The organism is Roseovarius tolerans, from assembly GCF_900109855.1.
In the GTDB taxonomy this organism is placed as follows: Bacteria; Pseudomonadota; Alphaproteobacteria; order Rhodobacterales; family Rhodobacteraceae; genus Roseovarius; species Roseovarius tolerans.
This window is the reverse complement of sequence record NZ_FOBO01000003.1, coordinates 66136-89649: the sequence shown is the minus strand read 5'-3', so window position 1 is coordinate 89649 and position 23514 is coordinate 66136. Positions and strand designations below refer to the sequence as shown.

Sequence of the window (23514 nt, the reverse complement as noted above, 5' to 3'; positions counted from 1 at the left end):
CGGGGGCCATTCCCGCCGCCCATACAAGATATGGTGCGGGCATTCTTTCGGCCTGTAAAGCAATTTGTTGGGGATACCTGCAATATGTTGTGGATGAATTCGCGGATGCCTCAAGCAGAGACAGCTGCAGAAGGCGACATGGCGCCACTCGTTCGGGGGCCGGGGGTTGAGTTCCGCCCCCGCTTACCCCACTCTTGACGCTTGCCGGGACAGAACCGCCCCCCGGATGAAAGGGACCAATGCGCGACGCAACGGATGACCTGGACGATCTGATCGTCTGCCCGACCTGCGATCTGGTCTATCGGGCGCCCGCTGTGGCGGCGCGCGAGCGGGCCTATTGCGCACGCTGTCATACTGTGCTCATTGCGCCTCGGCGCAAGGCGGGCAAGCAACTGATCGCGCTCGCCCTCACCGTGCTGATCCTGATCGCGGCGGCGACGGTGTTTCCGTTTCTCGCCATCGGCGCGGGCGGGGTCCGGCACGAGGCTTCGGTACTCGACACCGCCTTTGCCTTTTCGGGGCTGCTGTCGGTGCTGGCCGTGGCGGTGCTCCTGTTCATCGTGATCATCCCGGCGCTGCGGCTGATCTTGCTGATCTACGTGCTCGCCCCGATCATCCGCGACCGGCCGCCCGCACCGCATGCAAAGGCCGCGTTCCGCTTCTCGGAGGAGCTTTTGCCTTGGTCGATGGCGGAAATTTTCGCGCTTGGCTGTGCCGTGGCCCTTGTCAAGCTGAGCGATCTGGCCGAGGTGTTCTTTGGCCCTGCGGCCTGGCTCTTTGCTGCGCTCGTGGTGATCGTGGTGGCGAGTGACCGATTGATGTGCAGGTATTCGATATGGACCTCCCTGAAGGAGTGAACACTGCGCGGGAACAGGGGCTTGTCGGCTGCACGCGCTGTACCCGCCCCTCGCCCACAGGCACCGCGCGCTGTCCGCGCTGCGGCAGCCGCTTGCAGTCGCGCGATGCGATGTCGTTGCAAAAGGTCTGGGCCTGGTGGCTGGTCGGGCTGGCCTGCTATGTCCCGGCCAATATCTATCCGATGCTGGAAACCCGCACCCTGGTCAGCACGCAAAGCGACACCATCGTCGGCGGCGCGGTCGATCTGGCGCGGCATGGCAACTGGGGGGTGGCGGCGATCATCCTGATCGCCAGCGTTCTCATCCCGGTGGGCAAGTTCGTGGTGCTTGCCGGTCTCGCCATCGGGGTCCGGCGCGGGCCGCAAATCTCCGAGGCGTGGCGGCACCGGCTCTACGAGGTGGTGGAATATATCGGGCGCTGGTCGATGATCGACGTCTTCGTGGTGGCCATCCTGTCCGCGCTGGTGCAGCTTCAGGCGCTGGCCACGATCACGCCGGGACGGGCAAGCCTGTTCTTCGCCCTATCTGTCATATTCACCATGCTGTCGGCGCAAAGCTTCGACAGCCGCCTGATCTGGGACAGCGCCGAGGGCGCGCGCCCTGCCCGCAACCCGAAGGAGCGTATCGCGTGAGTGACGAGACCACATCCCCACCCGAGGCCCCGGTCTCCCCGGCCGGCCGGCCGGTCTGGCAACGTCTGTCGATTGTCTGGATCGTACCGCTCGTGGCGCTCGTCGTGGTTCTTGTCATCGCCTGGCAGAACTACGCCGATCGCGGACCGCTGATCGAGATCGGATTTGAGAACGCAAGCGGCGTGCGCGCGGGCAGCACCGAGGTACGCTACCGCGACGTCAAGGTCGGGCTGGTCGAAGAGGTGGGCTTTGCCCAAGGTCTCGGGCAGGTGCTGGTCAAGGTGCGGCTCGATCAGGCCGTGGCACCTTACGTGGACAGCGACGCGCGCTTCTGGGTGGTGCGTCCGCAGGTCACGACGCAAGGTGTCTCGGGGCTCGATACGGTGCTCTCGGGCGTCTTTATCGAAGGGCTGTGGGACAATGAGCCGGGCCCGGCGACCACGCGCTTTGAGGGGCTGGCCGATGCCCCGCTGGAGCGGCTGGGCGAGCCGGGGCTGCGCCTGACTCTGCGCGCCTCGGGCGGCGCCGCACTGACCGAGAATGCACCGATCCTCTATCGCGGGATCGAAGTGGGGCGCATCGGAAAACCGGTCATTTCAGACGAGGGCAGCACCGCTGAGGCAGAGGCGGTGATCTACGCTCCGCATGACCGCCTGATCAATAGCGCAACGCGGTTCTGGGATGCCTCGGGGTTCTCGTTTTCCTTCGGGCCGGGCGGCGCTGCGGTCGATTTCTCGTCCATCGCCTCGCTGGTCTCGGGCGGCATCACGTTCGATACCATGCTGTCGGGTGGCACCTCCGTCGATCCCGGCGCGCGCTTTACCGTCTTCGCCGAGCAATCGGCGGCGCAGTCCAGCATCTTTTCCCGCAACGAGGGCGAGGCGCTGACGCTTTCGGTGCTTTTTGACGAGAACATCACCGGCCTGTCCACCGGCGCGCCGGTCGAATTGAACGGGCTGCGCATCGGCGAGGTCGAGGCGCTCAACGGCCTGGTCGACGAGGCGCAGTTCGGGGATGGAAACGTGCGCCTTGCCGTCACATTGGCGATCCGCCCCGGGCGGCTTGGCCTTGCCGGCGAGAATGGCACCGGCAACGCGCTCGATTTCCTGCGCGCGCGGGTGGCCGAAGGTCTGCGTGCGCGCCTTGCCACCGCATCGATCCTCACCGGCGGGCTCAAGGTAGAACTGGTCGAGGTGCCGAACGCCCCCGAGGCGCAGATCACCGAGACCGAGGGCGCGCCACCCGTCCTGCCCACCACCGACAGCGAGATCGCAGACGTCTCCGCCACCGCCGAAGGCGTGTTCGAGCGGATCAACGCCCTGCCGGTCGAGGAGGTGATGGCACAGGCCATCACCCTCATGCAGAACGCCAACACGCTGATTGCAAGTGACGACACCCGCGCGGTGCCGGGCAATGTGAACGCGCTTCTGACCGAGGCACAGGCCCTGCCCGCCCGGCTCGATACAACATTGGCGGAACTGGAAACCCTGGTCGCGCAGATCAACGAGCAGGCGCTTGCGGCCCGCGTTTCCAGCCTTCTTGATGAGGCGGCAGAGGCCGCGCGCAGCGTCGGCAGCGCGACCGAAGGCGTGCCGCAACTCATTGACCGGCTCGATACGGTCGCCGCCCGCGCGGGCGAGGTCGAACTCGATGTGCTTGCGTCCGATCTTTCGGCGCTGCTGGCAAGTGCCGAACGCCTGATCGGACAGGACGACACCCGCGCCCTGCCCGGCCAACTCAACGCCACGCTTGGCGAACTGGCCCTCGTGCTGGAAGAATTGCGCGCGGGCGGCGTCGTGGACAATGCTGTCGCCGCGCTCGATTCCGCCCGTAGCGCGGCCGACACCTTCGCCGAGGCCGGAGGCGACCTGCCCGGCCTCATCGCCGAGGCGCGCGGCGTTCTGGCCCGCGCCAATACCACGCTCGAAGGCTATCAGGCACAGGGCGGGGTCGGGCGCGACGCCCGCGCCGCCCTGCGCGAGGTCGAGGCCGCCGCCAAGGCGGTCGCCTCGCTTGCCCGCGCCATCGAGCGCAATCCCAATTCCCTGATCCGAGGACGCTGAGCCATGTTTAAATCCCTCTCTATCATCTGCCTCGCCGCCCTGCCCCTGCTGGTCGCCTGCGCCTCGGTGCCCGAAGAGCGCATCGCCGTGCCCCGCGCGCAAGCCACGGAAAAGCAGCGCATCGCCTATGGCACGGTTGCCCTGCGCAACGTCTCGCTGCCGACCTATGCGGCGGGCGAAGCGATCTTTACCGCCGACGAAACCGGCCGCCTGCGCGACAATGGCGGGCTCTTGTGGGCCGACGACCCAAGCCGCGCAATGACATTGGAACTGGCGCGGCATCTGACCGGGATCACCGGCGCGCGCGTCGCCTCTGAACCCTGGCCGTTTCTCGATCCGGCGGCGGCAGAAGTCGAGATTCGCGTCGAGGACATGCTGGCGCGCGCCGATGGCACGTTTCAGTTCTCGGGGCAGTATTTTGTCGCCACCGAAGAGGGCCGCGACCGCGCGCGTCTCTTTGACCTGACCACGCCCATCGCCGGTGAGCGAACACCCGCCGATCTGGCGGATGCGCGGGCGCGGCTGGTCCGCGATCTGGCGCTTGATGTGGTGCAGCGGGGTCTGAAGTGAACTTTGGCACCCGGCAATGCTTGATTTGTGCGCGCCAAAGCAGTCACATGAACGTGACTTGAGGTTGCGCCCTTTGCGATCCGGCCCGAGGCACCTACATCTGTACCCAAGGATAGCGCGCGCGGCGCGCCCCGTTTGACACGAACCAAAGGAGATATTGGCGTGAACCTCCCGATGATATCCGACACACGATCCCGGGCGACGCCGCTCAGGTCGCTCTGGCTGATGGCCCTGGTTGTGGGCCTTCTGCTGGCACAGGCGATTGCGGCGCAGGCGCGCCCAGAGAGCTTTGCCGATCTGGCCGACAAGGTCAGCCCCTCAGTCGTCAACATCACCACCTCGACCGTGGTCGAGCGCGGCACCGGCCCCTCGCCGATGGTGCCCGAAGGCTCGCCCTTCGAGGACTTCTTCGAGCAATTCCGCGACCGCATGGGCGAAGGCGACCGCCCGCGCCGCTCTTCGGCGCTCGGCTCTGGTTTCGTGATTTCCGAGGACGGGTTTGTTGTGACCAACAACCACGTCATCGAATCCGCCGACGAGATCAGCATCGAGTTCTTCTCGGGCGAAACGCTTGCGGCAGAGGTGGTCGGCACCGACCCCAAGACCGATATCGCGCTCTTGAAAGTCAAGGCCGACAAGTCGCTGCCCTTCGTCAATTTCGGTGACAGCGACACCGCGCGCGTTGGTGACTGGGTGCTCGCCATGGGCAACCCGCTCGGTCAGGGCTTCTCGCTTTCGGCGGGGATCGTCTCGGCCCGCAACCGCGCGCTCTCGGGCACCTATGACGACTACATCCAGACCGACGCGGCCATTAACCGTGGCAACTCGGGCGGCCCGCTATTCAACCTCGATGGCGAGGTTGTGGGCGTCAACACCGCCATCCTCAGCCCCACCGGCGGCTCGATCGGGATCGGCTTTTCGATGGCCTCGAACGTGGTCAAGCGCGTGGTCGATCAGCTTCAGGAATACGGCGAAACACGGCGTGGCTGGCTGGGTGTGCGCATTCAGGACGTGACCGATGACGTGGCCGAGGCGATGGGCCTCGAAGAGGCTGCAGGCGCGCTCGTCACCGATGTGCCCGAAGGCCCCGCCGCTGAATCCGGCATGCTGGCCGGTGACGTGATCGTGTCCTTCGACGGCAAGGAGGTCGAGGATACCCGCAGCCTCGTGCGTCAGGTCGGCAACACCGCCGTGGGCAAGACCGTGCGTGTGGTCGTGTTCCGCGACGGCAAGACCACGACACTCAAGGTCACGCTTGGCCGCCGCGAAGAGGCCGAGAACGCGATCCCGGTGGCCCAGCCCGGCGAGGATCCGTCCGAGGAACATCAGCAAAAGGACATCTTCGGTCTGACCATTCAGCTGCTTGATGACGAGTTGCGCGCCCAGCTGGAACTCGACAGCGATACGACCGGGCTGGTCGTGACGGATGTGGACGAGTTGTCGGAGGCCTATGAAAAGGGCCTGCGCGCCGGTGACGTGATCACCGAGGCCGGGCAACAGAAAATCGCCTCGATCAGCGATCTCGACGACCGCATCGCCGAGGCCCGCGAGGCAGGGCGCAAATCGCTCCTGCTGCTGATCCGCCGCGCCGGTGAGCCGCGCTTCGTCGCGCTGACACTCGAAGACAGCTAGACCACGGTCCGGCAAAATCTTGAAAGGGGCACCCTCGGCGGTGCCCCTTTTCATGTCCGGGCAATGACAGCCCCGCGATGCAGGCTTCTCACAACCAGAACGATTGGCTATCAAGGCAGCGCAACCAAATTGGTTTCCCGGAGTGTCAGATGAGAGTTTTGCGCGTTTTGTTGATCGGAATCGTCGGTGGCGCGCTCGCGCTTGTCCTCGCGGCGCTGTTGACGACACCGGGGACCGAACAGGCGGCCCCCGCCCCGGAACACCCCGCAGCAACGGCCCCCGAGATACGTCCCGGCACGCTGATCGAACGGCCACGTGGCTTTCTCACACCCGCGATTCCGGATAAGTTCGATTACAGCCCTTCTGCCGAGATCGCACGGCAGAGCACCCGGTATCAAAGCGACGGCCTGTCCTGGCACGCCCTCTTGCCACCCGGCGATGCGGCGGCGCCGGTGGTCGTGCTGTTGCACGGCGCCAATCGTGACGGGCTGTCGATGCTCGACATGTGGCAGCGGGTCGGGCGCACGCGCTCGGTGGTGCTGATCGCCCCGGATGCGCCGGCCAAGACATGGGCGGCACAGGACATCACGGCACCGCGCATCGCGGCCATGCTCGACACCATCGCCGCGACGCGCGCCATCGACCGCGCGAAGGTTTACCTCTTCGGCCACTCGGCCGGGGCAAGCTACGCCGCATTGCTCGTCAATCGCGGCATCGGTCCCTGGCGCGCGGCAGCACTGCATGGCGGCTATGGCCCCCCTGAACAGTATCTGCCCACGCCCAAGGCACCCCCGCTGCGCCTCCATCTCGGCGAGGGCGATCACATCTTCTCGGTAGACGGCGCGCAGGCGGCAGCGGCGGCGCTCGCGGCGGCAGGGCATGACACGGAACTGCACCTCATCCCCGATCACACCCACTGGTTCTACGAAATCGGCCCCAACCTCGCCGCAGATGTCTGGGGCTGGTTCGACAACCTTGATGATCCCTTCTGACTCGCGAGGTCAGGCCAGCGCGGGGAAATCCATCAGCACGGTATCCTTGCGCAGATAGAGCGGATGCTTGGCCGATCCGTCCTTGTTCAGCCCGAGGCATTTGAGCGGGCGACCGGTCTCGGCAACCGCGCGCAGGACACCGCCCACCACCTCCGCGTAGCGCGCGTGTAGCTTGCCATAGGCCATCACCACGCACTCCGCCTCCTGCGCCATCGCCACCAGCGCGGGGATATTCGCCGCACTGCACGCAAGGGCCGGATCGTGCGGCAGGTCACGCGGCGAGGTGGCCCGCCAATCCAGCACATTGCCCTTGAGATAGCGGGTAAAACCCCAGTCGCGGGCGAACATCAATTCCCGGTGGCAGGTGGGGTCCGACACTTCGGCCCCGGCCACCGACGGGTTCATCCCCACGAAAAGCACCGCGCGCGGGGCCTCGCCCGCAGCCGTCCAATCACGGGTCAGCGCCTGCCGATATCGTCCGCAGTCGGAAAACGTCGCCCCGCCGATTACCCCGTCGGGCAGGCGCAGCCGCACCTTGCCGCCCGGATCGTGCAGGTGCTCGGGGGCGTTACCGGTCATTGGTTGAACACGCGGCTCGGGTGCAATTCGCCTGCCTTGAACCGGCCCACGGCCACAGCGCGCCCATCCTGCGCGGCCCAGCATTCCTCGCCATATTCCACGTCATTCGCGATCACCATGCCGGGGTTGCCGTTGCGCAGCCGCGCCGCGCCCTCCGGCGTGGCGGTGACCATGGGCAGGTCGCTCAGCCCGTCTTCCAAGGGTCGCAGATATGCGTCTAGATCAGCAGACTGCGCCATCGCCTCGATCTGCTCGATGCTCAGCCCGTGTTCGGCCTCGAACGGCCCCGACCAGACCCGCCGCAGCGCCACAACATGCCCGTGACACCCCAACACTGCGCCCAGATCCCGCGCGACCGAGCGCACGTAACCGCCCTTGCCGCAGACCATTTCCAGCACCGCGTGATCGGCATCCGGCCGGTCCACGAGCAGCAGTTCCTCGACCCAGATCGGGCGCGCGGCGACCTCAAATGTCTCGCCCTCGCGGGCCAGCTTATAGGCGCGCTGCCCGTCAATCTTGACGGCGGAATACTGCGGCGGCACCTGCATGATATCGCCGACGAACGCCCCAAGCGCGGCCTTGATTTCATCATCCGTAGGGCGCGCATCGCTGCTGGCGATCACCTCGCCCTCGGCATCGTCGGTATTGGTGGCCTGCCCCAACCGGACAGTGAACTCATAGGCCTTGAGCGCGTCGGTGATGTAGGGAACGGTCTTGGTCGCCTCGCCAAGCGCCACCGCAAGAACCCCCGTCGCCTCGGGGTCGAGCGTGCCGGCATGGCCTGCCTTTTTCGCCTGAAGCGCCCATTTGACCTTGTTCACCACGCTGGTCGAGGTCATGCCCGCAGGCTTGTCGACCACCAGCCACCCGTTTACGTCGCGCCCCTTGCTTTTGCGTGCCATCTGCGGCCTTTTCCTGCTTTTGAACGAAGCGCAGGGCTAATCCAGCGGGGTGTCCGCGTCAACCACAAGCCCCACCATCGGCCCCAGCGGAAACCCCAGATCATTGCGGCCCAGCCGGGGCGCATAAAGCCGCGACACCTTGCCATCGAAATAGAGCGCCTGCTCGGCACCCAGACGATCGCGGAACACCCGCCCGAAGCGATGGAAATTCACCGGCGCATCGGAAATCACGAACCACGCCCGCCCATCGTCAGAGGTGCCCACACCGTTGCGGATATAGCGGCTGTCGCTGTCTATGAGGAACCGCGGATGCAGCGCGCCGTCGATCACCAGCATCGGCCCCGACTGGCTGGCATAGCTGCACTCGGGCCGCTCCTGCGCATAGCGCAGCGTCTCGATCACCTCCACGCGCCCGCCGCGCAGGCAAAAGACGCCGTTCGGCAACAGCCCGAAATTCCCGGGCCCCTCGCGGGTCACCAGCGGCGCAATTTCCAGCCCGTCCTCGATATAAAGACCCACCGGACGACGATCACCGTGATACATCCCCGCATTCATCGCAAAGGCCAGACGCTCGCCCGCCTTCCCAAGATGCGCATCGACCCCCGCGAAACTGCCAAGCAGCGTGCCGGTCTCGGGATCGTTCAGAAAAAGCCGCAGATCGGCGGCGACATCGACCGCGCAGATCACATAGCCCTGCCCCTCGACCTGCTCCGCCCGGCACTCCGCCACCGCAGGGACCGCCAACAGACAGGCCCCGAGGGCGGCGCAGAGCCTAGTCCTCCACATCCCGGCGCACCTCGTCCTGCGAAAACAGCCTGCGCGTCTCGTCGATCTGATCGAAGGTCTCATCAAGCCGGAACCGCAGATCGGGGGTGAACTTGAGCCCCGCCTTGCGCCCGATGATCCGGCGCAGCTCGGCCTTGTTGCGGGCCAGCAGCTCGATCACCTCACCCTGCCCGCTGCCGCCCAATGGCATGACATAGGCGGTCGCGATCTTGAGATCGGGCGAGGTCCGCACCTCGCCCACTGTCACCGACAGACGGTTGAGATCCGGGTCATGGATGTCACCCCGCATGAGCACATCCGACAAGGTCCGCCGGATGAGTTCGCCAACCCGAAGTTGACGCTGCGAAGGGCCGGGCCCGTCATTGAACTTGTTCTTTGCCATGTGACGCATCTAAGCTCTGACACGCGACATTCCAAGCATAGAATATCCACAGATAAGGTTTGAGGAGAGGTACATTTGTTTGCCGGGGTGTGGCGTGGTCTGTGCCGAACCACGCCCGCCGCGTTCAAGAAAGAAGTTTCGGGGTCGTGTCCGGACCAGTTTCCTTTTCCGTGCGCCGCAAACCCGCAGTCCTCACGACAACAGCCGGACTATGGCTGTGACGTCTCCGGGATGTCGTATTCTGCAAGAGGATATCGCAAACCTGCACGTCAAGGGCCTCTGTCCCTCCCAGACTGGACTGGAAGGAGACCCGCCATGACAGTCTTGACCAAGCCCCGCGCCCGCGCCGGGGGCCGCGCCGCCCGGCGCAGCAGCCGCAGCGCGCCGAACTTCGACATGCTCCCCGGCCTGACCCGCGCGCTGCCCACCTGCGAGGTGATGGACCCAGACCAGATTGCGCGCATTGATGCGGCCTCCATGGACATCCTCGAAAACGTCGGTGTGGTCTTTCGCGACGAGATCGCGCTTGCGGATTGGAGGCGCGCAGGGGTCAAGGTCGTGGGCGAGCGTGTCCATCCCGACCGTGGCCTCGTGCGCGACCTCATTGCCACGATCCCTGCGGATTTCACCTATCACGCCCGCGATCCGCAAAAGAACGTCCGCCTCGGCGGGCCGCATTCGATCTTCGTGCCGATGACCGGCGCGCCTTATCTGCGTGACCTAGACGATGTGCGACGTAACCCCACGCTCGACGATCTGGCGATGTTCCACAAGCTGAGCCACATGATGCCCGCGCTCCATTCATCCGCGCATCACATCGTGGAGCCCTATGATCACCCGATCAGCCAGCGCCACCTGCGGATCACCTATTCGTCGATGAAACACTCGGACAAGACCTTCATGGGGATGACGACCAGTCCCATGAATGCCGAGGACGTGATGGAGATGTGCGCCATCCTCTTCGGCGAGGCGTTCATGGAGGAGCACCCGGTCACCACCGGCAATTGTAACGGCAACTCGCCGCTGGTCTGGGACGAAACGATGCTGGGCGCGATGCGCGCGTTTTGCCGCCGCAATCAGCCGGTGCTCTGCTCACCCTTCGTCCTTGGCGGCGCAAACACGCCCGCCTCCGTCCCCGCCACCGTGGCGCAACTCAATGCCGAGGCGTTGAGCGCATTGGCCTACACACAGCTGATCCGGCGCGGCTGCCCGGCAATCTACGGGCATTACCTCTCGACCGTATCGATGCGGTCCGGCGCGCCGATGGCGGGCACGCCCGAGATCAGCCTGATGAACTTCATGATCGGCCAGATGGCGCGGTTCTACGGCGTGCCGTGGCGCACCTCGAACACGCTCGGCGGGGCCAAGACCTTTGATGCACAGGCAGGCTATGAGAGTGCGACGACCCTCTCGGCGGTGATCCATGCTGGGGCCAATTACATCTGGCATTCGGCCGGCTGGAACGAGGCGGGGATGCACTGCTCCGTCGCCAAGTTCGTGGTGGATGCCGAACAATGCGCCATGGCGCATCGCATGGCCTCAGGCCCGTACTGGGGCGATTTCGACGCCGCGCTCGCGGCGATCCCCGATGTCGGACCCGGCGGGCACTACCTCGGCCATCCGCACACGCAGGAGAATTTCCAGACCGCCTTCTTCATGCCCGACCTCTTCGACAACAACTCGATCGAGCAATGGGCCGCGGACGGATCAAAAGAGACCACCGAACGCGCCCTCATCCACGCCCGCCGCCTGCTCGACGCCTATGAGGAACCGACACTCGACGCGGGCGTGAACGAAGCGCTGCTCGACTATATCGCGCGGCGCGAACGCGAAATCCCCGCCGCCGACGCGCTCAACCAGGAGTATTAAGCCCCTCACCGGGCCGTTTTCGGGGCTTCATCTTGCCTGAAATATTCCGGGGGAGACGCGCCAAAGGCGCGGCGGGGGCAGCGCCCCCTCTTTCACTCCGCGCCCGCGCGCCATTCCTTCCAGCGCAACACCGCATTGGCCCCGGCCTCGGCAAAGGGTTGCGGCGGCAGGCGCTTGGGCTCTGCATGGTCGGTGAAATGGCGGGTGATGGCGCTGGTCTCACCACAGGCAAGCTCTGCCGCGCCCATCCCCGTCAGCGTGCCCCGCGCGGTGCCAAGACCGTTCTGCACGCAACCCGCATATAGCCCCGGCTCGATCTCGCGCATCACCGACACCCCGTTGAGGCTCAGGCACAGATGTCCCGCCCAGGCATGTTCCATCCGCATGCCCGAAAGCTGCGGAAATCGCTGATCGAACTTGCGCTGCATGACCCGGGCGGCGCGGGTCATGTCGGCACGGCTCGCCACCATGCCGGGGCGCAGCACCGCACAGGTGCGAGTCACGATCCGGTCGCCGCCCTGCGCGCTGTCGATCCGGCGCAGGGTGGTGCCCATCGGGTCCGACGGCGTAACCCCCCAACGCGGCTGACCGCCGAGGCGGGCAAGCGTCTCGGCATCAAGCTCTGGCGTCATGGTGGCAAAGAGAAACACCTGCATCAGCCGCCCGCGCGCGATGCCAAAGCTTTCGAGATGGCCATTCACCGTCAATATCACCTTGCCTGCGCTCAGCCGTCCCTTGGGCGTCTCTACCTGCCACGCATCGCCCTGCCGGGTGAGGGCGGTGACGGGGCTGCCCTCATGCAGCGCCACACCGGCGCGCCGCAGCCCGTCCGCCAGCCCGCGCACATAGCCCGCGGGCTGCAACATCACGGTGCCGGGGGTATAAAGGCCCGAGCGGTAATGCGCGCTGCCGGTCAGCCCCTGCATCGCCTGCGCGTCGAGCATCTCGGACGGTTCCCCGAGGCTCGTGAGATGGCGTGCGTAGCTTTCGTTATGGGCATGCGCCAACGCGCTCGCCGCGCCGTTGACCTTGCCCGCCGGGTCGAAATACGCGGGCGCGACGCCATACTCTTCAACGGCATCACGCCCGAAACCCTGCGCCATGCGATTGAGGGCGATCATCGTCCGATCATCGCCCGCCCCGGCATAATCCTCACTGGTCAAGTCATGCGGCAGGTCGATCATGAAGCCCGAGTTGCGCCCCGCCGCCCCATCGGCCACACGGCCCGCCTCCAGCACGGCGATGCGCGCGCCCGGAGCAAGCTGGGTCAGCCGCCGCGCCGCGGACAGCCCGGCAAAGCCCGCACCGATCACCGCGAAATCGGCGGTGGCGTCACCCTCCAGTGGATGCGCGGCCCCCTGTGGCCCCAGGATAGCGTTCCACGCCGCTGGCCCAAGATGCGCGGGCAGCCGTCTGGCGCGGTGCGCGGTCATGCCAGTGGCAATCCCAAACGCTCCCGCAGACCGTCGAGGCCCTCCAGAAGCGCATCGGGGGCACCGGCCTGCGCCATGGTGTTGCGCAGGCTGTCGTTCAGGCCGCCTTCGGTGCCCAGATCTGCCATAAGCGCGTCGATGCCGCCGGACCCGTCCTTGCGCATTGCCGCAAAATAGGCCCCGAACATCGCGGTCACGTAAATCTCGGCCCCGGCCCTGTCGCCGGTCTGCGCGGCCAGCCAGTCTATGCCGGTGCGCAGTAACCCCATCACCGGAAGCGACACGGCGCAGGCCCCGAAATGCGCGTTGAGAGCCGCCTCGCTCTCGACGGCGATCACCGGGTTGCGGTCGCCGAACACCGCCCGCACGCTGCCAGTATCCGGCCAGACCGGCAGCGGGCAGCCGCCCGTCGCGATGGAGGGCAGGGGGATGGTCAGGCTCAAATCGGCAACACCCGGGATCAGCGCCGCCAGCTTGTCACACGGCATGTCGGCCATGACCGAGATCACCTTGTGATCGGCGCGGAACGGCAGGTCCGGCAGCACCCGCTCGGCGATGCCGGACATCAGGCACAGGATCACGATATCCGACTGCGCGACCACCTCTGCATTGGCAGCGACAGACACACCGGCAAAGTCACGGGCGAGCCGCTGCGCCGTCGCCGCGTTGCGTTCGGACACGAGGATGTCGTGCCCGAGCCCGTCCAGCCCGCGCACCATCGCCTCTGCGATGGCACCCGTGCCGAGAAATCCGATCCGCGCCATCAGGACACCGCCTCATCCGAATCATCCGCCAGATCGAGCCAGATGGTCTTCACCTGGGTATACTGGTCATGGGCGTGCAGCCCGTTGTCGCGCCCGCCAAAGCCTGATTGCTTGTAGCCACCAAAGGGCGTCGAGATATCGCCCTCGCCAAAGCTGTTGACCGTCACGGTCCCCGCCCGCAGCATCCGCGCGCCGCGCAGCGCAAGCTTGGTATTGGCGGTAAAGAGCGCCGCACAGAGGCCGTAATCGGTGTCATTGGCCACCGCGATGGCCTCGTCAAAGCTGCTGACCTCGATCACGCTGAGGACGGGGCCAAAGATTTCCTCGCGCGCGAGCGGATGATCGTTGCCCGGCAGCATCACCACCGTCGGCTCGACAAAGCCCTTTTCAGCCTTGCCGCCGAACACGATATTCTCCGCCTGATCGAGATAGCCGCAGACCTTGGCAAAATGCCCCTCGCTCACCAGCGCGCCGACGCGGGTCTCGGGATCAAGCGGGTCGCCCACCACCCATTCGCGGGCATGCGCCTCGATCCGTGACAGCAGCGCCTCCTTGACGTCGCGATGCACGATCAGCCGCGAGGTGGCCGAGCAATTCTCACCCATGTTCCAGAACGCGCCCTGCACGACATGCGCCGCGACACGGTCGAGATTTTCGGCGTCGTCCATGACGATGGCGGGGTTCTTGCCGCCCATCTCCAGCACGATTTCCTTGGCGTTCGATTGCGCTGAATAGCCCAGGAACCGCTTGCCGGTCACGGTGGAGCCGGTGAAGCTGACCATGTCCACATCCGTGTGGCGGCCCAAAGGCTCACCCACCTCCGGCCCGCTGCCGGGCAGCACGTTGAGCACCCCGCGCGGCAGTCCGGCCTCATGCGCAAGTTCAGCCACGCGCAACGCCGTGAGGCTGGTCTCCTCCGCCGGTTTCACGATGACCGAGCAGCCGGCGGCCAGTGCCGGGCCGACCTTCCACGCCAGCATCAAAAGTGGGAAATTCCACGGCAGCACGAGGCCCACCACGCCGATAGGTTCACGCAGCACCATGGCGATGTGATCGTCCGAGGCGGGGGCGACCTGATCGTAGATCTTGTCGATCGCCTCGGCGTGCCATTTGAGGCAATGGATGGTCTCAGGCACATCCACCGTCTCGCAATCGTATATGGTCTTGCCCGCGTCGAGGCTCTCCATAACCGCCAGTTCCCGCGCATTGCGGGTCATCAGCTTGGCAAACCGGATCAGCACCTCCTTGCGCGCGGAGGGGTGCAGGCGCGACCAGCGGCCATCGTCAAACGCCGCGCGCGCCTTGGTCACGGCAAAATCCACGTCCTCGGCGCCGCAGGCGGCGATCTCGGCCAGTGTCTCGCCAGTGGCGGGGTTCAGCGTGGCAAATGTCTTGCCCGAGATCGCGGGGCGGTAGCCGCCGTCGATGAACGCCCCCGTGGGCAGGTCGAGCGTCGCGGCGATGGCCGCATATTCGTCGCGTGTCAGCAAGCTCATGTCTCAGCCCTCCGCCGTGATGGTTGCGATGGTGGTTTTCAGCACGCGCACCACTTGTTCCAATGCGCGCTTGTCGTCCTTGTTCAGGCCTTTCAGCGGGGCGCGCACCTCGCCCGCGTCGATGCCGCTCATGGTCACGCCATGCTTGATCGTCTGGATGAACTTGCCGCCCTGCTCCAGCACATGCATCAGCGGCAGCATCGCCGACATGATCCGCCGCCCCTTGGCGAAATCACCCTCGACCACGCAGGCCTGATAAAGCGCCACATGCTCGGCCGGCAGGAAGTTGGAGCCGCCGCAAACCCAGAACGGCGCGCCCCAGGCAAAGAATTCCAACGCCTGATCGTCCATGCCACAGCCCATCTGGATATGCGGGTAATCGCGGGCCAGCAGGTGCACCCGGTTGATATCGCCAGAGCTTTCCTTGATACCGCAGAAATTGCGACTGCGTCCGACACGGTCGAGAAACTCCTCGCCCATCATCGTGCCGGTGCGACCGGGGTAGTTATAGAGCATCACCGGCAAACCTGCCGCCCGGTCGATGGCGAGCGCGTTGAGCGCATTCTCGCGGTCCGTGGGCACGGCATAAGGCGGTGAGGCCAGCAGGATCACATCCGCCCCGATCTCGCGCCCGGCCTGCGCCAAGGCTATGGAGTCACTGGTCAGCATCGCGCCCGTGCCCATCACCAGCGGTACACGGCCCCGGATCATGTCATGCGTGAGCCGCGCCAATTCCACCCGCTCAGCCACGGTCTGGGCATAGTTCTCACCGGTCGAACCGCCGGTGATGATCCCATGCACACCGCTGGCGATCAGGTGCTCGATCACCGCACCCAAGGCATCACGGTTCACCGTGCCGTTAGCGTGGTAGGGGGTGATGACCGGGGTATAGATCCCGTCAAAGCGAAAGAGTGGCGTCATGGCGGTCCTCATGCGGGGCTGGAGCGGGTGAGGCGGCCCATCGGCACATCAAGGGCCGTGGGCATCACGAAGCGTTCGATCTCGTGGCGCGACAGGTTCCAGTGATCCTCGGCCAGTTGCGCGGCCTGCGCCTCGTCCCGCGCCGCGATGGCCGCGATGATCGCGTCATGCTGGCGGCTGGCCTCGGCCACGTTATCGGCCATGGTGGTGTTTTTCGGGCGGTAAAAGGTCATTGAAATGCGCGCATGGTCGATCAGCAACCGGTGGAACGAGGGCAGCAGATAGATATTGCCCGCCATCTCACCGGTGATCTCGTGAAAGCGGTTATTGGCGAGCGTGCGGTCAGCGGTTGCACCGGTGCGCAGCGCGGCGCGGAACCTTTCCTGTGCGGCGCGCAGTGCCGCGATCTGGACCTCGGTGGCGTTGTGCGCGGCAAGCCGCAGGATCGCGCCGTAGATCATCGGCGCAGCAAGGAAGAAATCGCGCAGCGTGGTATGCGACAGGTCCGCGACGCGCGGCCCGCGATTGTCGCGCAGGTCGATATAGCCAAGGCCTGCCAATTCGCGGAACACCTCGCGCACCGGGGTGCGCGACAGGTCGAACTCAGCGCAAAGCGCGGCCTCGTCGAGATCGACACCGGGCCGGAGCGTAGTGGTGAGAATCGCGTGTCTGAGATGCGTCGCAAGCGTGGTCTTGCGGTCTTTGGCGGCCATGTCCGGGCCTCCTCTGGCGTGAATTTCACCTTGCCTTTATAATATACAACTTGTATACGCAATGAATAATTCTTGTGTTTTCATAATATCATCGCCAGACAGGTCACAGCCCGCCGATGGACATGCCATGATCGCACCCCAGCATTTCACTTTTGTTCTGGTCGAGGAATTCTCGCATCTCGCATTTTCCTGCGCGGTGGAACCTTTGCGCATCGCCAACCTCCTGAGCGGCGAGACGCTCTATCGCTGGTCCTTCGCGTCAGAGGACGGACAGAGCGCGAGCTGCTCCAACGGCTCGGTCACGCTGGTGCATCACGGGCTGGACACCCTGCCCAAATGCGACCGCTTGTTCCTCCTGTCGGGGATCAACATGCGCGCACATCTGACCAAGCCACTGATGACCATGCTGCGCCGCGAGGCACGGCACGGCACGCCCATCGGGGCGCTGTGTTCAGGCGCGTGGATCCTGGCCGAGGACGGGTTCCTCAACGGCATGAAGGCGGCGATCCACTGGGAATTCCACGACAGTTTCATGGAGCGCTTTCCCGAAGTGAATCTCGTGCGCAACGTGTTCGTGGCCGACGAGCGGCACCTCACCGCCTCGGGCGGCACTGCAACGGCGGATCTGATGCTGCACCTGATCGAGCGCGATCATGGCGCGGACCTGTCGATGGCGGTGGCCGACCAGATGGTCTATAGCGCCGCGCGCGAGGCGACGGCGGCACAGCGCGTCTCGCTGCAATCGCGCAACGGCATCCGCAACGTCCACCTGACCCGTGCCATCCAGCGCATGCGCGAGACCATCGAGGAGCCGCTCAGCCCCGCGCAGATCGCCTCCGAGATCGGCATTTCAACACGTCAGTTGGAGCGGCTCTTCGGCAAGTTCCTCAACACCTCGCCCAAGAAATATTTCATGGACCTGCGCCTCGAACGCGCGCGCCATCTGCTGATCCAGACCGAGGCGTCGGTGATCGAGATCGCACTGGCCTGCGGGTTCGAGAGTTCCGGGCATTTCTCCCGCGTCTACCGCGCGGCCTATGGCGTGGCCCCGATGCAGCAGCGCGGACGGTTGAGCTGACCCCGTGCCTCAGACCAGACGGTCACCCGGCTCATGCCCCGCAAAGAACGCGTCGAGATTATCGAGCGCGCGAAACCCCATCGCGTCGCGCGTCGCGCGCGTGGCGCTGCCGATATGGGGCAGCATGAAGATGTTCTCATGCGCCGCGAAGGCCGGGTTACCGCCCGGCTCGACCTTGAAACAATCGAGACCGGCGGCGGCGATGTGGCCCGATTCGATCCCGGCCAATAGCGCGTCTTCATCGACCAGCGCGCCGCGCGCGGTATTCACCACGACCGCACCCTTGGGCAGCTTGGCAATGCGCTCAGCATTCAGCAAATCGACCGTGTCAGGCGTCGCCGGGCAATGCAGCGACAGGAAATCGGCAACCTCCAGAAGGCTCTCCACATCCTCATGAAAAACAGCGCCCTGCTCAACATCCGGCGCAAGCCGCGAGCGGTTGTGATAGTGGATCTCCATGCCGAAACCGCGCGCCTTTTCGGCAAAGGCGCGACCGACGCGTCCCATCCCCACGATGCCCAGCCGTGCGCCGGTCATCTGCTTGCCCACCATGAAGGACGGCGACCAACTGTCCCACTGCCCCTGCCGCACGAGGCGATCACCGCGCACCGCGTGGCGCGCCGCACCCAGCATCAGCAGCATGGCGATCTCGGCGGTGGCATCCGACAGCACGTCGGGCGTGTTCGTCACCACCACGCCCGCGCCTTTCAGCGCCTCCAGATCACAATGATCGACGCCCACCGAGTGATTGGCAACGATCTTGAGCCGCGGATCAAGCCGCGCCACCACATCCGCGCTGAAATGCTCGGAATGGCAGGGGATGATCCCATCCACCTTCGCACTCATCGCGACGATATCCTCGGCACTGCCGGGTGTATCCGCCTCGTTCACGATCACCTCGTAATCGCGGCGCGCACGCTCCAGCGTCGCATCCGACAGGCGGCGCGGAATCCAGATCACCTTCTTGGACATGACTCAGCTCTTGTTTTTGCTGGAGGTTATGAAATCATAGGCCGCGAGCCCGGCGGCGAACACCGTCACGATCCACAGGTCGGTCTCGCCGATCTCGCTGGCGAGGATATAGAGAAACGCCGCCAGCACCACAAAGGCGAAAAGCGCCAATAGCCTGTTCATGTCATCATCCTTTCGTCATTCCCCGGCCTCGAGCAGCCAGGATTGAAACCAATTCGCCGTGCGCAACAGCCGTGCGTCTTGGCCGCGCGCGGCGACCAACTGCACGCCCATCGGCAGGCCGTTCTCGGCGGTGAAGGCAGGCACCGTCACGGCAGGCACGCCGGTCAGTGTCCAAAGCCCGTTGAAGATCGCCTCGCCGGTGAACTCCAGTCCCTCGGGCGCGGGTCCGGTGGCGGCGGGGCACAGGATCGCGTCGCAGCGCTCGAAGATCTCGTCCAGCCCGGCATAGAGCACATCCGGCCAGTCGAGCGCCGCAAGATAGTCGCGCGCGAGGATCGCGTTGCCCTTGGTTAGTGCCTCCTGCGTGCGGGGGCCGAGCGCGTCGATCTGCTTGCCATAGCGGTAGTAATAGCCCGCCATTTCCGCGAAATTGATGCGCTCGCGCACCTCGGCGGCCTCCTCGAACGCCTTGGGCAGCGGGGCCTCGAACACCTGCTCGCCTAGCGCCTCGGCCAGTTCGTCGAAGGCGGCGTGCAACTGCGGGTCGGCCTCGTCCCAGCCCGGCGGTTTCACCAATGCAAAGACCGGCTTCACCAACGGTTTCGACTGGGCGATGGTCAACAGCGCCGGGGTCGGTTGCGGTGCTGTGGCCGTGTCCCCCGCATCATGCCCAAACAGCACCTCCGAAAGGAGCGCCGCATCGGCAGGCGTGCGGGCAAACACCCCCACGGTGTCGAGCGTTGGCGATTGCATCAGCACGCCGCTGCGCGGGATCGCACCAAAGCTGGGCTTGAACCCGGTCACGCCGCAGAAAGAGGCAGGCCGGATCACCGACCCACCGGTTTGCGTGCCCACGGCCAGCGGCACCATCCCGTCGGCCACCGCCGCCGCCGACCCCGAGGACGAGCCGCCGGGCGTATGCGCGGGGTTATGCGGATTGCGGGTCTTGCCCGCCTGCATGAAGGCCAGTTCGGTCGTGACCGTCTTGCCCATGATCACCGCACCTGCCGCTCGCAGCCGTTCGACCACGGCCGCGTCCTTGATCGGCACACGCCCCTGATCCAGCGCGCAACCGTTCTCGGTGGGGATTTTCGCGGTGTCGATCACATCCTTGAGCGCCACCGGCACCCCGTGCAACGGACCGACCGGCCGCCCCGCCTGCCGATGCGCATCAAGCGCCTTGGCCTGATGGCGGGCAAAATCGGGATCGAACCAAGCCCAGGCCTGCACCTCGGGTTCACGCGCCTCGATCCGGGCGATGCAAGCCTCGATCAGTTCAACAGCCTTGATCGCGCCCGAGGCCAGACGCTCGCGCAAGGCGCAAGCGTCCAGGCTCAGCATGTCGATCTTATCCGCCATACATCAGCTCCGGCAGATAGAAGACGATCTGCGGATAGATGTACATCAGCGCCATGGAGATGAAGACGCAGAACAGGAACGGCATCACGCCCGAGAAGATCTGCGTCAGCTTGATTTCCGGTGGCGCGATCCCCTTGAGGTAATAGGCCGACATCGCCATCGGTGGCGTCAGAAAGCTGGTTTGCAGGTTCAGCGCCACGAGGATGCCGAAGAACAGCGGATCGACTTCGAAGAACTGCAGGAGCGGCAGGAAGATCGGCACGAAGATGATGATGATCTCGGACCATTCCAGCGGCCAGCCGAGCAGGAAGATGATCAGCTGCGCCAGAAGCAGGAATTCCAGCGGGCTCAGATCCAGCCCCTGCACGAATTCCGAGATGATATGCTCGCCGCCCAGATAGGAGAACACCGCCGAAAAGGTGTAGGAGCCGACAAAGAGCCAGCAGACCATCGCCGTGGTGCGCACCGTGAGATAGACGCTTTCGCGCATCCGCTGCCATGTCATCGCGCGGTAGACGAAGGCGAGGAAGATCCCGCCAAGCGCGCCGATCGAGGCCGCTTCTGTCGGTGTCGCCAGACCAAACAGGATCGAGCCGAGAACCGCCATGATGAGAAACGCGAGCGGCACGAAGGAGGTCACGATCATCAGGATGAGCTTGGTCATCGGGATGTCGGGCACTTCTTCCTTGCTCGGCTTCGGTGCCACCGACGGCTGAATGATCGCACGCCCGATCACGTAGGTCAGGTAAAGCCCGACCAGAACCAGCCCGGGCAACAGCGCCGCCGCGTAAAGCCGCACGATCGACACGTTCGAGGCCGCCGCATAGACGATCAGCATGATCGACGGCGGAATGAGAATGCCCAGCGTGCCGCCTGCGCAGATGATGCCGGACGCGAACGACGGATCATACCGCGCCTTGAGCATCGCCGGCAGCGCCAGCAGGCCCATCAGCGTGACAACCGCGCCGACGATGCCGGTGGCGGTCGCAAAGAGCGCACAGGTGATCAATGCGGCCACACCCATCGAGCCGGGCATGTTCTTGGCCGCGACGTTCAGCGTCGAGAACAGGCGGTCCACGATATTCGCGCGTTCGACGATATAGCCCATGAACAAAAACAGCGGCACGGCGGTCAGAACCTCATTCGACATCACCGTGAAGGTCTGGTTCACGAACAGATCGAATATTCGGTTATTGAAGAATCCCTCAATCCAGGTTGACCATTGATCCCATGTGGTGGCCACCGTCTCATCGAGACGGTTGAACTCGCGCCACATCCGGCGCTCTTCGAAATAGGCATAATAGCCAAAGCCGATGCCCATGGCCATGAGCGTGAAGGCAATCGGAAAGCCCAGAAACACGAAGACGATGAACAGGCCCAGCATCATCAGGGCGATTTGCGGATCGGTCATGGATGTGCGTCCTTTTCGGCCTCGGCGGCCTTTTGCATCAACAGGTCTTCGGTCTCGAAGACATCCTCGTCAGCGGGGAGCCATTCATTTGTGCGCATGCAATGGAGGCAGCGACACACCTGCGCCAGCCCCTGAATGAACAGCAGAATACCGGCAGCGACGATCACCGTCTTGAACTGGTAGATCGGCACGCCCGCCGGGCTGTTGACCGACACCTCGCCGTAGGACCAGGACTTTGCGGCATATTTCCAGCCTGCAAAGATCAGCGCGGTGACGCCCGGAAAAAAGAACAGGATATAGAGCACCAGGTCGATTTTGGCCTGGTTGCGCGGCTGCCACAGGCGATAAAGGAAATCACCCCTAACATGCCCGCCACGCGACAGCGTATAGGCACCGCCCATCATGAACAGCGTGCCGTACATGATGAAGGACACATCGAGCGCCCAGGCCGTCGGCGCGTTGAAGAGATAGCGCGAGACCACCTCATAGCCGGTGCCCACCGACATCAGGATGATGAGCCAGGCGAAAGCCTTGCCAAACCAGGCCGACAGGCTGTCGGCGAAGCGTATGAAACCGATCACGAGATGCCCCCGTTAGTTGGAAAGCGGCCCCGGCGTTTTCTGCGCCGGGGCCTGTTTCAATCAGGTCTTTGCCCGAACTCAGAGCTTGAGCTTGCCCGGGAAATAGTGATCGTAGGCCAGCTCCAGATCAGGCGCGTTCATCAGCTCATAGAAGGTGACCTGCTCGACCCAGGCACGCTGGCTGTCGAGAGTCTTCTTCATGAACGGATCCTGCTCCAGTTCCGGGATCAGCTTGTCCCATGCGTCGAGCTGTGCCGCCAGGATGTTTTCCGAGGTGCGGTGCACGGTGACACCGGCCTCTTCCTGCAGCCACTTGAGGTCGGCCGAGTAACGACGCATCGCCTTGGCGGTGTTCGCGGTCGACACGGCCTCGACGCCGTATTTCAGGATCGCGCGCAGATCGGGGTCCAGCTCTTCCATGGTGAATTTGGAGAACAGGAACTCGAAGCTTTCCGATGCCTGGTGGTAGGAGGACAGGTAGTAGTTCTTCGCCACGTCATGCGCGCCGAAATCCTTGTCCGAGGACGGGTTGTTGAACTCGAACGCGTCGATCACGCCACGCTCCATCGCGGGGACGATCTCGCCACCCGGAAGCTGTGCCACCGACATGCCCATGCTTTGCAGCAGGTCCGCCGCAAGGCCCACGGTGCGATACTTGAAGCCGTTGAGGTCTTCGGCGGTGTTCACCTCGTCCTTAAACCAGCCGAAGGGCTGCGCGAACATCGGGAAGCCGAGATAGCCATCGACATCCATGCCCAGGATATCCTGGGTCAGCTCGTCATAGAGCGCCTTGCCGCCACCTTCGTAGAACCAGCTCAGCATCGTGGTGGCCGAACCGCCGAACACCGGGCCGGTGCCAAAGAGCGAGGCCGCCTTGTTCTTGCCGTACCAGTAGACCGGCACCGAATGCGCGATGTCGAGAACACCGTCATTCACGGCATCGAGCACCTGGAACGCGGCCACGACGGCGCCCGCGGGCAGAACGTCGATCTTGAGACGGCCACCGGACATTTCCTCCACCCGGTCGGCATAGTCCTGTGCGAATTCCTGCCAGATGTTCCCGGCACCCCAGGATGTCTGCATTTTCAGCACGATCGGCGCTTGCGCCAATACCGCCGGTGCCGCGAGCGTGCTCGCAGCCGCCACCGGTCCCCCTACCGCTGCGCGGCGCAGGAACGAACGGCGGTCAAACTTCGCCTTATCTGTCATGTTATCCTCCCATTTATGCGTATGCATCAATCGTGTCGGATGGCAGGCGCACGTCAGTTGCAAAGGCGATTCGGTGCTGAATGCCTACCACACGCAGGCCATCGTAAGGATTGGCTATGCAAAAACAAGTATTCTGGTAAGATAATCTGAC

23 protein-coding genes are annotated in these 23514 nt (G+C 64.7%); 8 read left to right on the top strand and 15 right to left on the bottom strand.

From position 1 onward, the window contains the following. The first annotated feature begins 239 nt into the window (after positions 1–239). From BMX04_RS03575 to BMX04_RS03550, 6 genes are all read left to right on the top strand, one after another. A complete protein-coding gene (locus BMX04_RS03575; RefSeq protein WP_050661355.1) occupies positions 240–857 on the top strand; it encodes a paraquat-inducible protein A in 618 nt (205 codons plus the stop codon). Continuing rightward, positions 836–1489 (top strand): paraquat-inducible protein A, encoded by a 654-nt coding sequence (locus BMX04_RS03570; RefSeq protein WP_074785044.1) that lies wholly within the window; start codon positions 836–838, stop codon positions 1487–1489. The genes BMX04_RS03575 and BMX04_RS03570 overlap by 22 nt, the downstream gene beginning before the upstream one ends. Then, entirely contained in the window at positions 1486–3552 is a 2067-nt protein-coding gene (locus BMX04_RS03565; protein WP_074785043.1) for a PqiB family protein, read from the top strand. The genes BMX04_RS03570 and BMX04_RS03565 overlap by 4 nt, the downstream gene beginning before the upstream one ends. A gap of 3 nt (positions 3553–3555) precedes the next feature. Further along, complete coding sequence (locus tag BMX04_RS03560; RefSeq protein WP_074785042.1) at positions 3556–4122, top strand: PqiC family protein; 567 nt, start codon at positions 3556–3558, stop codon at positions 4120–4122. A 174-nt stretch (positions 4123–4296) separates the two neighbouring features. Then, positions 4297–5754, top strand: coding sequence for a DegQ family serine endoprotease (locus BMX04_RS03555; protein ID WP_074785041.1), 1458 nt, complete (start codon positions 4297–4299; stop codon positions 5752–5754). A 149-nt stretch (positions 5755–5903) separates the two neighbouring features. Beyond that, positions 5904–6746: a dienelactone hydrolase family protein gene (locus BMX04_RS03550; RefSeq protein WP_175477320.1), complete on the top strand. Its 843-nt coding sequence runs from the start codon at positions 5904–5906 to the stop codon at positions 6744–6746. Between the two features lie 9 nt (positions 6747–6755). On the opposite strand, the gene BMX04_RS03545 is transcribed toward BMX04_RS03550, so the two are convergent. Genes BMX04_RS03545 through rbfA form a run of 4 tightly spaced genes read right to left on the bottom strand, consistent with a single transcriptional unit; the run spans position 6756 to position 9395 of the window. Beyond that, a complete protein-coding gene (locus tag BMX04_RS03545) occupies positions 6756–7325 on the bottom strand; it encodes a DUF1643 domain-containing protein (RefSeq protein WP_074785039.1) in 570 nt (189 codons plus the stop codon). Continuing rightward, positions 7322–8227, bottom strand: coding sequence for a tRNA pseudouridine(55) synthase TruB (gene truB, locus BMX04_RS03540; protein ID WP_074785038.1), 906 nt, complete (start codon positions 8225–8227; stop codon positions 7322–7324). Before truB ends, BMX04_RS03545 begins: the two co-directional genes overlap by 4 nt. 36 nt (positions 8228–8263) lie before the next feature. Further along, positions 8264–9013: a phosphodiester glycosidase family protein gene (locus tag BMX04_RS03535; protein ID WP_074785037.1), complete on the bottom strand. Its 750-nt coding sequence runs from the start codon at positions 9011–9013 to the stop codon at positions 8264–8266. Continuing rightward, complete coding sequence (rbfA, locus tag BMX04_RS03530) at positions 9000–9395, bottom strand: 30S ribosome-binding factor RbfA (RefSeq protein WP_050661346.1); 396 nt, start codon at positions 9393–9395, stop codon at positions 9000–9002. Before rbfA ends, BMX04_RS03535 begins: the two co-directional genes overlap by 14 nt. Positions 9396–9710: 315 nt before the next feature. Between rbfA and BMX04_RS03525 the strand changes: the two genes are divergently transcribed. Then, positions 9711–11264: a trimethylamine methyltransferase family protein gene (locus tag BMX04_RS03525; RefSeq protein WP_074785036.1), complete on the top strand. Its 1554-nt coding sequence runs from the start codon at positions 9711–9713 to the stop codon at positions 11262–11264. A gap of 92 nt (positions 11265–11356) precedes the next feature. On the opposite strand, the gene BMX04_RS03520 is transcribed toward BMX04_RS03525, so the two are convergent. The 5 genes from BMX04_RS03520 to BMX04_RS03500 are packed head-to-tail and all read right to left on the bottom strand — an operon-like array spanning position 11357 to position 16591. Then, positions 11357–12697 carry an NAD(P)/FAD-dependent oxidoreductase gene (locus BMX04_RS03520; protein WP_074785035.1) on the bottom strand — a complete coding sequence of 447 codons (1341 nt, stop codon included), beginning with the start codon at positions 12695–12697 and terminating at the stop codon, positions 11357–11359. Continuing rightward, entirely contained in the window at positions 12694–13461 is a 768-nt protein-coding gene (locus tag BMX04_RS03515; RefSeq protein ID WP_074785034.1) for an NAD(P)-binding domain-containing protein, read from the bottom strand. The genes BMX04_RS03520 and BMX04_RS03515 overlap by 4 nt, the downstream gene beginning before the upstream one ends. Further along, positions 13461–14957 (bottom strand): aldehyde dehydrogenase, encoded by a 1497-nt coding sequence (locus BMX04_RS03510; protein WP_074785033.1) that lies wholly within the window; start codon positions 14955–14957, stop codon positions 13461–13463. The genes BMX04_RS03515 and BMX04_RS03510 overlap by 1 nt, the downstream gene beginning before the upstream one ends. 3 nt (positions 14958–14960) lie before the next feature. Then, on the bottom strand, positions 14961–15878 hold the full coding sequence (locus BMX04_RS03505; RefSeq protein ID WP_074785032.1) for a dihydrodipicolinate synthase family protein: 918 nt from the start codon (positions 15876–15878) through the stop codon (positions 14961–14963). Between the two features lie 8 nt (positions 15879–15886). Further along, the gene (locus BMX04_RS03500; RefSeq protein WP_074785031.1) at positions 15887–16591 is read right to left on the bottom strand and encodes a GntR family transcriptional regulator; all 705 of its coding nucleotides are present in this window, start codon (positions 16589–16591) and stop codon (positions 15887–15889) included. A gap of 127 nt (positions 16592–16718) precedes the next feature. Between BMX04_RS03500 and BMX04_RS03495 the strand changes: the two genes are divergently transcribed. Then, positions 16719–17669, top strand: coding sequence for a GlxA family transcriptional regulator (locus BMX04_RS03495; protein WP_074785030.1), 951 nt, complete (start codon positions 16719–16721; stop codon positions 17667–17669). Between the two features lie 9 nt (positions 17670–17678). Here the strand turns inward: BMX04_RS03495 and BMX04_RS03490 are convergent, their stop codons facing one another. From BMX04_RS03490 to BMX04_RS03470, 6 genes are all read right to left on the bottom strand, one after another. After that, entirely contained in the window at positions 17679–18641 is a 963-nt protein-coding gene (locus BMX04_RS03490; RefSeq protein ID WP_074785029.1) for a 2-hydroxyacid dehydrogenase, read from the bottom strand. Between the two features lie 3 nt (positions 18642–18644). Further along, the gene (locus tag BMX04_RS19325; RefSeq protein ID WP_162838250.1) at positions 18645–18803 is read right to left on the bottom strand and encodes a hypothetical protein; all 159 of its coding nucleotides are present in this window, start codon (positions 18801–18803) and stop codon (positions 18645–18647) included. A 15-nt stretch (positions 18804–18818) separates the two neighbouring features. Then, positions 18819–20162 carry an amidase gene (locus BMX04_RS03485; protein ID WP_074785028.1) on the bottom strand — a complete coding sequence of 448 codons (1344 nt, stop codon included), beginning with the start codon at positions 20160–20162 and terminating at the stop codon, positions 18819–18821. Then, complete coding sequence (locus tag BMX04_RS03480) at positions 20152–21573, bottom strand: TRAP transporter large permease (protein ID WP_050661337.1); 1422 nt, start codon at positions 21571–21573, stop codon at positions 20152–20154. Before BMX04_RS03480 ends, BMX04_RS03485 begins: the two co-directional genes overlap by 11 nt. Beyond that, positions 21570–22154, bottom strand: coding sequence for a TRAP transporter small permease subunit (locus tag BMX04_RS03475; protein ID WP_074785027.1), 585 nt, complete (start codon positions 22152–22154; stop codon positions 21570–21572). The genes BMX04_RS03480 and BMX04_RS03475 overlap by 4 nt, the downstream gene beginning before the upstream one ends. A 78-nt stretch (positions 22155–22232) precedes the next feature. Next, the gene (locus BMX04_RS03470; protein WP_050661425.1) at positions 22233–23363 is read right to left on the bottom strand and encodes a TRAP transporter substrate-binding protein; all 1131 of its coding nucleotides are present in this window, start codon (positions 23361–23363) and stop codon (positions 22233–22235) included. Positions 23364–23514 lie beyond the last annotated feature (151 nt).